Raw genomic sequence first — 8,654 nt, 5'->3', positions numbered from 1 at the left:
TGGCGCGAGGCCAGTTTCACCGCGACCGACCTGCTTGCGGCCGACCCGACGCGATTCGCCGAGCGAATCGCGTCGGGGCTCGATTCTGTGGGGGACTCCGAGGCAGATCGAGAGCGCGTCGAGTGGCGCGAGCGCTTCGCCGCGACCGAACGCCGGTACTGGGACCTCGTCACCGACGCGCGCGAGGAGCGACTGTTCGAGGGCGCGATCCTGTCGGTGATTGCCGGGGACGCGCCCGACCCCGCGACCGTGATGGTCTCGAACAGCATGCCGGTCCGAGATTTGGACCGGTTCGGCGAACCTCGCGACGCCGACCTGACGGTGCTGGGCAACCGGGGTGCGAGCGGCATCGACGGCGTCACGAGCACGGCGCTGGGCGCGGGGAGCGCGACCGACGACCCGCTCGTCCTCGTCACCGGCGACCTCGCGTACTACCACGACATGAACGGCCTGCTCGCGGTCGCGCGCTGCGGGGTGGACGCGACCATCGTGGAGGTCAACAACGACGGTGGCGGCATCTTCCACATGCTCCCCATCGAGGACTTCGACCCGCCGTTCACCGAGCAGTTCCGCACGCCCCACGGCCTCGACTTCGAACCGACCGGCGACCTCTACGGACTGGACTTCGAGCGCGTCGCGGCCCTCCCGGCGTTCCGGTCGGCGTTCCGCGAGTCGGTCGCCAGCGCGGGAACGCAGGTCATCGAGGTCGTCACCGACGCCGAAGAGAGCCACCGATTCCGGGACGAGATCGCCGAGCGCGTGGCTGACGAACTCGGCGGGTGAGTTCGCGGAGGCGGTGCACAGCTACCTTCTGCCGCTATTTCGACGACAAGATTAATGTCTGATGGGTGGTAACATTATCGGAACACATGACAGAGACGCCCTCCGAACCGAGGACCGGAACGCCAGCGGAAGCCCTGACCGAGTTCCTCCGGGAGTACGTCGGCGACCACCTCCGAAGCGTCATCCGCTACGACGAGGACGACAGCGAGGTCCTGTTCGTCCGTGACGACGTGGCCGACGAGTACACCGACGACGACGTGGTGCAGGTCGTCCGCGACGTGCGACTCGAAGCCGTCGAGAAGCCACATCAGGAGAGCCTGTACGCCCACGGACAGCTGAACGCGACGGTCCGGTGTTTCGACGACGCGGTGGAGATGCACTTCGCCCACGACGAGACCAGCGGCATCGCGGTCGCGCTCGACGGCGAGGTGTTCGCCATCCACAACACGTTCCTCGGCCAGTGCATGGACGCGATGGAGGGGTAGTTTTCCCAGACCGACCTGACGACTACTCGGACTCCGCGCGGACGAACGCCTCGATGCGATCTAATCCTTCCTCGATGCGGTCGAGGCTGTTCGCGAAGCTGAGCCGGAGGTAGCCCTCGCCCGCGTCGCCGAACCCCTCGCCCGGCGCGGTGACCACGCCCTGCTCGGCGAGCAACCGCTTCGCGACCGCGAAGCTGTCGCCCGAGAGGTCGCTCACGTCGAGGAACGCGTAGAAGGCTCCCTCCGGGCGCGGGCAGGAGACCACCGGCATCTCCGCCACGCGCTCGACCACGAAGTCCCGGCGCTCCTCGAAGGCGATCTTCATCTCGGCCACGGCGTCCTGCGGGCCGGTCAGCGCCGCGAGCGCGGCCTGCTGGCTCACGCTCGACGGGCACGCGGTCGTGCTCTCGCCGACGCTGGTCACCGCCTCGACCACGGAGTCGGGACCGGCGAACCAGCCCAACCGCCAGCCGGTCATCGCGTACGTCTTCGAGCAGGAGTCGACCGTGAGCACGTTCTCGGGCGCGTCGACGTACGACGCCGCGCCCCGGAACGCCTCGTCGTAGGTGAGCCGGCCGTACACCTCGTCGGCGATGACGTAGGCGTCGTGGGCGTTCGCGACCCGCGCGACCTCGCGCACGGCGTCCTCGTCGTACACCCGACCGGTGGGGTTCGACGGGCTGGTGAGCACGACCGCCACGGTGTCCTCGCCGATCGCGTCGGCGACGCGGTCCGGATCGAGGTCGAACCCCGATTCTTCCGACAGGGGAACTGTGACCGGGGTCGCACCCGCGATTCGGATCTGATTCACGTAGTTCGGCCACGCGGGCGTGGGCACGACGACCTCGTCGCCCGGCCCGGCGATGGCCAGCATCGCGAGCGACAGAGCCTCCATCCCGCCGCTCGTGACCGTGATCTGCTCGGGCGCGTACGCCACGCCGCTCTCGCGAGCCATCGTGTCCGAGATGGCCTCGCGGAGTTCGGGAATGCCCGCGTTCTCGGTGTAGTGGGTCGCGCCGTCGTGAGCAGCTTCCGCGGCCGCGTCGATGACGTGCTCGGGCGTGCCGAAGTCGGGTTCCCCGACTTCGAGGCGCACGAGGTCGCGTCCCGTCTCGCGCTGCTCGCGCTCGGCGAGGCCGAACATCACGCGGATCTTCGAGCGATTCAGGCTTCCTACCCGGTCGGCCATCCGCCGGGACGCGGCCCGCTGGCTGGTGTCGGTCATGGCGTCACGAACGGAGCCTCGGACCAAGTAAGTTCGTCTCGCGGAACCTCAGGAGCCGGGAGTCGAGAGTTGGGAGTTAGGAGTCGAGATCATCGAAGAGTACGAGCGTGTTCCGAGTCACCAAAACTAACTTGTCGGAAGAATTTATATTCTGACCATGGCGTTCTCGTACATATCGCTACGGCGCACGATCCCCGCCGGCGTGCTGGCGTATCTCGCGCAGTTCGCCGTCGCGTTCGCGCTACTTGGTTCGCGCGTCGGAACCGCCCTCCAGTCGATTCAGGTCGAGATGGAGTACGGCGACGCGGACGCGTTCACGACGTTCGTGGACGGGTCGATTCCGACGTGGAAGGCAGTCGGCTGGTTCCTCCACTCGGCGCACAACGCGAAGCTCGTCGCTCCGCTCCCGGACTTCGGCACGACGCTGACGCTGAATCTGGTCTCTCGCACCGGTGGCCAGTTCCAGCTCCTCTACCTCCTGCCGCCGATTGCGCTCGTCGCGGCTGGCTTCCTCGTCGCGCGAACGTCGACGACCTACGGCGCTCGCGGCGAGCAGTACACCGGGGCGAGCGTGGCGCTGGGCTACGTCCCGTGCTGTATCGTCGGCGGTCTGCTTTTCACGGTGGGCAGGCCCGCTATCGGGCCGTCGCTCCTGCAGAGCATCCTCTACGCAGGCATCGGCTACCCGGTCGTCTTCGGGTATCTTGGTGGCTTCGCAGCCCGGTGGACCGCAGAGAGCAGTGGCGAGACGACGAGTATCGGCGGCGAGACGAACTAACGGGGGAGCCACCGAGGAGTTCTCCACGACAGTTTCGTGGCTTTTCACTTTCCAGCCCGGCGCGTGCGAGCGCGGCCTCTCGTGGCCGCGTCCATCCGCGCGAGGGAAGCGACCGCGTTTATGCGGTCGGCGAGGTTGGGGAGGTCTGAGAGGCTTTTTGCGGTGCGGTGCTGTGCGGTTGCGGTGCCGTGCGGTTGCAGTGCGGTCGGGGGTGCGGCGCGGTCGGGGGTGCGGTGCGGTCGGGGTGCGGCGCGGTCGCTGTTGCAGTGCTGTCGGGGTGCGGTCACGCTGAGGCGCAAGCAGTAGCTAGCTTCTTTCGTCCGTTCACTTTTACAGCATCTCGTTCGCTCACATTCATAGCACAGTGACATTCCGCAAATTCACTGTCTCCCGAGAGTCCAACGAGGAATCTTTTTGCGGCCGCCGACCCCACGCCGACACATGGTATCCGAGATCTTCGATCCCAGGGCGTGGGAGCCCGCGGGACCCGAGTTCGACGACCTCACCTACCACCGCGCGGTCGACTCGGGGACGGTCCGCATCGCGTTCGACCGGCCCGAGGTCCGCAACGCCTTCCGGCCGGAGACGGTCGACGAACTCTACGATGCGCTCGACCACGCCAAGCGCCAGACCGACGTGGGCTGCGTCCTGCTCACCGGCAACGGCCCGTCGCCGAAGGACGGCGGCTGGGCGTTCTGCGCCGGCGGTGACCAGACCGTCCGCGGCGACGAGGGGTACGAGTACCACGGAGCGGATGAAGAATCCGAACAGGCCGTGAAGGGCGGCCGCCTCCACATCCTCGAAGTCCAGCGACTCATCCGTCACATCCCCAAGCCGGTCGTTGCTGTCGTCCCCGGCTGGGCGGTCGGCGGTGGCCACAGTCTCCACGTGGTCTGCGACATGACTATCGCCAGCGAGGAGCACGCGGTGTTCAAGCAGACCGACCCCGATGTGGCGTCGTTCGACGGCGGGTTCGGCTCGGCGTACCTCGCCAAGCAGGTCGGCCAGAAGAAGGCCCGCGAGATATTCTTCCTCGGGAAGGACTACGACGCCGAGGAAGCCGCCGAGATGGGGATGGTCAACGAGGTGGTGCCCCACGAGGACCTCGAATCGGTCGCACTCGACTGGGCCGAAGAGATGAACGCCAAGAGCCCGACCGCGATGCGGATGCTCAAGTACGCCTTCAACGCGACCGACGACGGGATGGTCGGCCAGCAGGTGTTCGCCGGCGAGGCGACCCGGCTGGCGTACATGACCGACGAGGCCCAGGAGGGCCGCGACGCGTTCGTCGAGGGTCGAGAGCCCGACTTCGACGAGTTCGACTGGCATTACTGACGACCTTTTGCTGCGCTCGGTCGGCGGACGCCTGCGGCATCCGCCTCCCTCACTGGCAAAAGCTCGACCAAAAACACCGTCAGAGCAAAGCTCTGACGAGCCTGCGGTCGCTTCGCTCCCGCAGACACGGCGGTCGTCCCGCTGGTCCTCCCTTGGTCCGCTCGCTCACGTTCCTGCGCTCGCGGTAGGAGTGCTGGTGCGGGAGCCGTCGGCTCCTTGCAACGTGGTTTTTCGGCTTGCTCGGGGTGACTTGGTGGGTGTGCTCGCTCCCTTCCGTCGCTCGCCTACTCCCGGTCTTCCCGGCCGCTGCCCCCAGACGTAAACCCGTCAGGGTCGAATTCGTATTCGATGACCGACAGCACTCGCGAGTACGAGGTCGCGGTCGTCGGGGGCGGCCCCGCTGGGCTCACGGCCGCGCTGTACACCACGCGACTCGCACACGACACGGTCGTCCTCGACCGCGGCGGCGGCCGGGCGGCCATGATGGCCGACACCCACAACGTGGTCGGCGTCACCGAGGACGTGTCGGGCAAGGAGTTCCTGCAGACCGCCCGCAGACAGGTCCAACACTACGGAGCCGACTACGAACGGGAGTTCGTCGAATCAGCCGAGCGCCGCGACGACGGCCGATTCACGCTGGGAACCAATTCAGGCGGTTTCGTCGCCGACGCCGTAGTGCTCGCTACCGGCTTCAACGATGCACGCCCGGACCCGCCGCTCCCGCCGACCGGCCGGGGACTCCACTGGTGTCTGCACTGCGACGCCTACATGTTCGTCGACCGACCGGTGTTCGTGATGGGGGCCGGCGAGTCGGCCGCTCGCGTCGCGATGATCATGCTGAACTTCACCGACGAGGTCGACCTGCTGACTCGCGGTGACGACCCGGCGTGGAGCGACGAGACCGACCGTCAACTCCGCGCACACCCCATCGACATCGTCGAATCGGAAGTCGTCGGGATGGAGAAGGACGAGGACGGCTGGCTCGCTGGCTTCGAGTTCGCTGACGGGACGTTCCGTGAGTACCGCGGCGGGTTCCCGATGTACGGCCGCACGTACAACGCCGGCCTCGCCGACGAACTGGGCTGCGAGCGCACCGAGGACGGTGCCGTCGTCGTGGACGACCACGGCGAGACCAGCGTGGACCGCGTCTACGCCGTGGGCGACCTCTCGCCCGGCCATAGCCAGATCCCTGTCGCGATGGGCGAGGGCGCGAAGGCCGGCATCGACGTCCACTACACGCTTCGACCGTTCCCCAGATCGCTCGACCAGATCGACTCCGAGGGAGAAGTCGGCGACGAGGAGTTGCCCGGCATCTCCGAGAAACTTCGCGAGGCGGCCCGCGAGTTCCGCGCAGCAGGAGGGGACTGACGCTACCGAACCGACTTGCCGACGACGTGCTTCGCCTCGACGGTCGTTCGTTTAAGTGCTTCCCGCGACAAGGAATAGATACGAGCGACCGAGGCTTCTCCGGAACGGTCCGATTCGTCAGTTTCGACTCCGCCGAAACCACAGATGCTATTGTGTGGTTGCCGTAACCTTCGGACAATGAGCGACGTCGCAACCGAACACTCCCGACGCGACGCGTGGCTGATGGCCCTCCGGCCGCACACGCTGCCGGCGGCCGCGGCCCCCGTGATCGTCGGCACCGGCCTCGCGGTACACGAGGGGCTGTTCGCCCCGCTCCCGGCGCTCGCGGCGTTCGTCGGGGCGGCCCTCATCCAGATCGGGACCAACTTCGCGAACGACTACTACGACGCCGTGAAGGGCGTGGACACCGACGAGCGCGAGGGGTTCACCCGCGTCACCCAGTCCGGGCTCATCCCGCCCGAGCAGGTCAAGCGCGCGATGTACGCCACGTTCGCGCTGGCGATACTCGTCGGCGTCTATCTGGTGTGGGTGGGCGGACTTCCAATACTCGTCATCGGTCTCGCCAGCGTGGCTTCGGGAGTCGCCTACGCCGGCGGGCCGTACCCCCTCGGCTCGCACGGCCTCGGCGACCTGTTCGTATTCGTCTTCTTCGGCGTCGTCGCGGTGATGGGAACCTTCTACGTGCAGGCCGCCAGCGTGCTCGCGGGACAGTTCCCCACCGCGATTCCCGACGGAACGGTCACCCTCGCGGCGTTCGCCGCCAGCCTCCCTGTCGCGGCCATCTCCACGAACATCCTCGTCGTGAACAACGTCCGGGACCTCGAAACCGACCGCGAGGCCGGAAAGAAGTCCCTCGCGGTGCTGATCGGCTACCGCGCGAGTCGGGCCGAGTTCGTCGGCTTGCTCGGACTCGCGTACCTCACGCCGGTCTGGTTCTGGCTCGCGCGGGACTACTCACCGGCGGTCCTCCTGCCGCTGCTGACGCTGCCCTACGCTGCGACTATCACACGCACCGTGGTCACTGATAGCTCGGGCGAGGCGCTGAATCCCGCGCTGGAGCGAACCGGGAAGCTGCTCGCGGGCTTCGCCGTGCTGTTCGCGCTGGGGCTGATAGCGTGAACGCAGACCTGCGGTCGTTCTCGCTCCCGCTCGCCGACCCGCTCGACACGGCTCGGGGGTCCATCGAGCGCCGCGAGGGGCTGCTGGTCAGGCTCGAAAGCGAGTCGGGCGTCGTGGGCGTCGGCGAGGCCACGCCCCTGCCGGGCTGGACCGAGCACTACGACGAGTGCGAGAGGGTGCTCTCGAACGCCACGCAGGCCATCGACGAGGGCGAGGCGGTCGAGTCCGTCCTCTCGAATCTCGACGGTACCCAATCCGAATCCCTCTCGCGGAGCGCGACCCCCGCCGCGCGCCACGCGCTCGACCTCGCGCTCGCGGACCTATGTGCGTCCCGCGAGCGAGTCGCGCTCTACCGCGACATCACCGCCGCATTCGGCGACCTCGACGACGCCGAGCGCGTCGAGAGCGTCCCGGTGAACGCGACGGTCGGCGACGCACCCGTCGAGGAGACGGTCGCCGAAGCCGAATCGGCCGCCGACGCCGGCTTCGACTGTCTGAAGCTCAAGGTCGGCGCGCGACCGCTCGCGGCCGACGTGGACCGCGTCGAGGCCGTCAGCGACGCGCTCCCGGACCTCGAACTCCGGGCGGACGCCAACGGCGCGTGGGACCGCGCGACGGCCCAGCAGTTCCTCGACGCGGTCGGTGACCGACTGGCGTACGTCGAGCAACCGCTTCCGGCGACCGACCTCGCGGGGCTCGCGGCGCTCTCCGGCCCGGTCGCGCTCGACGAGACGCTGGCGGGGGTCGCGCTCAGGGACGTCCTCGACGTCGACCCCGAGGCGGTCGTCCTCAAGCCGATGGCGCTCGGCGGCCCGCGACCCGTGGTCGCGGCCGCCGAGCGCGCCCGTGAGGCGAGCGTCGAGCCGGTCGTGACCACCACGATAGACGGCTCGGTCGCGCGCACCGCCGCGGTCCACGTCGCGGCCGCGATTCCCGACGTTTCGGCGTGCGGGCTCGCGACCGCCAATCGTCTCGAATCCGATCTCGGCCCGGACATCGCGCCGGTCGCGGACGGCCGCGCGGTCGTCCCGCAGGGCGCGGGCAACGGCACCGCGGACACGTGGGGGTACCATGACTGACGACGCGAGTGGCGATGGTTCCAAACTCGCGCGAGACTGGCTCGCCCACCGCGCACGGACCTCGCCGAAGGCGACCGCACTCATCGAAGCCGACGACGGAACTGAGTGGAGCTACGCCGACCTCGACGCCGCCGTCGCGGAGACCGCGAGTCGGTTGGCGAGCCTCGGCGTGCGTGAGGGCGACCACCTCGGCGTGCTGATGGAGACGCGAATCGCGTTCGTCCGACTGGTCCACGCCGCGATGCGACTCGGCGCGGTCCTCGTCCCGCTGAACGCCCGGCTCGCGCGTCCAGAGCTATCTCGACAGGCCGCGGTGGCCGACCTGACGCTGCTCGTCTGCGAAGCCGACACGGAGGACGACGCGGTGGCGATCGCGGAGGTGCCCGTCGCCTCGGTCGACTCGCCGAACCACGATTCGGTCGCCGGGTTCTCGGCGGGCCACGACTCGGTTGCTGGGCTCGCGGCGGCCGGCGAGCCGGCCG

The 8,654-nt window shown here is 68.4% G+C and carries 9 protein-coding genes; 8 read left to right on the top strand and 1 reads right to left on the bottom strand.

All coding sequences use genetic code 11. From position 1 onward, the window contains the following. Positions 1-783 (top strand): thiamine pyrophosphate-dependent enzyme (locus DPQ64_RS18110; RefSeq protein ID WP_232820627.1); only part of this gene is annotated, 783 nt, incomplete at its 5' end. Positions 784-869: 86 nt separating this feature from the next. Then, on the top strand, positions 870-1,268 hold the full coding sequence (locus DPQ64_RS18105) for a DUF7522 family protein (RefSeq protein ID WP_115865694.1): 399 nt from the start codon (positions 870-872) through the stop codon (positions 1,266-1,268). Between the two features lie 22 nt (positions 1,269-1,290). Here DPQ64_RS18105 and DPQ64_RS18100 read toward each other — a convergent pair whose 3' ends face one another. Further along, entirely contained in the window at positions 1,291-2,493 is a 1,203-nt protein-coding gene (locus DPQ64_RS18100; RefSeq protein WP_198662196.1) for a pyridoxal phosphate-dependent aminotransferase, read from the bottom strand. Positions 2,494-2,650: 157 nt separating this feature from the next. On the opposite strand from DPQ64_RS18100, the gene DPQ64_RS18095 reads away from it, so the two are divergent. The 6 genes from DPQ64_RS18095 to DPQ64_RS18070 form a co-directional block, all read left to right on the top strand. Further along, entirely contained in the window at positions 2,651-3,271 is a 621-nt protein-coding gene (locus DPQ64_RS18095; protein WP_115865693.1) for a hypothetical protein, read from the top strand. 441 nt (positions 3,272-3,712) lie between these two features. Next, positions 3,713-4,606: a 1,4-dihydroxy-2-naphthoyl-CoA synthase gene (locus DPQ64_RS18090; RefSeq protein WP_115865692.1), complete on the top strand. Its 894-nt coding sequence runs from the start codon at positions 3,713-3,715 to the stop codon at positions 4,604-4,606. Positions 4,607-4,954: 348 nt separating this feature from the next. Then, positions 4,955-5,974 carry an NAD(P)/FAD-dependent oxidoreductase gene (locus DPQ64_RS18085; RefSeq protein WP_115865691.1) on the top strand — a complete coding sequence of 340 codons (1,020 nt, stop codon included), beginning with the start codon at positions 4,955-4,957 and terminating at the stop codon, positions 5,972-5,974. Positions 5,975-6,151: 177 nt separating this feature from the next. Further along, positions 6,152-7,093: a 1,4-dihydroxy-2-naphthoate polyprenyltransferase gene (locus tag DPQ64_RS18080; RefSeq protein ID WP_115865690.1), complete on the top strand. Its 942-nt coding sequence runs from the start codon at positions 6,152-6,154 to the stop codon at positions 7,091-7,093. Next, positions 7,090-8,172 (top strand): o-succinylbenzoate synthase, encoded by a 1,083-nt coding sequence (gene menC / locus DPQ64_RS18075; protein ID WP_115865689.1) that lies wholly within the window; start codon positions 7,090-7,092, stop codon positions 8,170-8,172. The genes DPQ64_RS18080 and menC overlap by 4 nt, the downstream gene beginning before the upstream one ends. Then, positions 8,165-8,654 (top strand): AMP-binding protein (locus DPQ64_RS18070; RefSeq protein WP_157971780.1); only part of this gene is annotated, 490 nt, incomplete at its 3' end. The genes menC and DPQ64_RS18070, both read left to right, overlap by 8 nt.

Origin of the sequence: Halorussus litoreus, assembly GCF_003382685.1 — an archaeon.
Taxonomy (GTDB): domain Archaea; phylum Halobacteriota; class Halobacteria; order Halobacteriales; family Haladaptataceae; genus Halorussus; species Halorussus litoreus.
Note: the sequence above shows the minus strand (reverse complement) of the source record. Positions and strands in the feature narration are given on the sequence as shown.

Excerpts from the sequence above, each read along its gene's own strand:
- DPQ64_RS18105 (WP_115865694.1), top strand. The coding sequence starts at position 870 with ATGACAGAGACGCCCTCCGAACCGAGGACCGGAACGCCAGCGGAAGCC.
- DPQ64_RS18100 (WP_198662196.1), bottom strand. The coding sequence starts at position 2,493 with ATGACCGACACCAGCCAGCGGGCCGCGTCCCGGCGGATGGCCGACCGG.
- DPQ64_RS18095 (WP_115865693.1), top strand. The coding sequence starts at position 2,651 with ATGGCGTTCTCGTACATATCGCTACGGCGCACGATCCCCGCCGGCGTG.
- DPQ64_RS18090 (WP_115865692.1), top strand. The coding sequence starts at position 3,713 with ATGGTATCCGAGATCTTCGATCCCAGGGCGTGGGAGCCCGCGGGACCC.
- DPQ64_RS18085 (WP_115865691.1), top strand. The coding sequence starts at position 4,955 with ATGACCGACAGCACTCGCGAGTACGAGGTCGCGGTCGTCGGGGGCGGC.
- DPQ64_RS18080 (WP_115865690.1), top strand. The coding sequence starts at position 6,152 with ATGAGCGACGTCGCAACCGAACACTCCCGACGCGACGCGTGGCTGATG.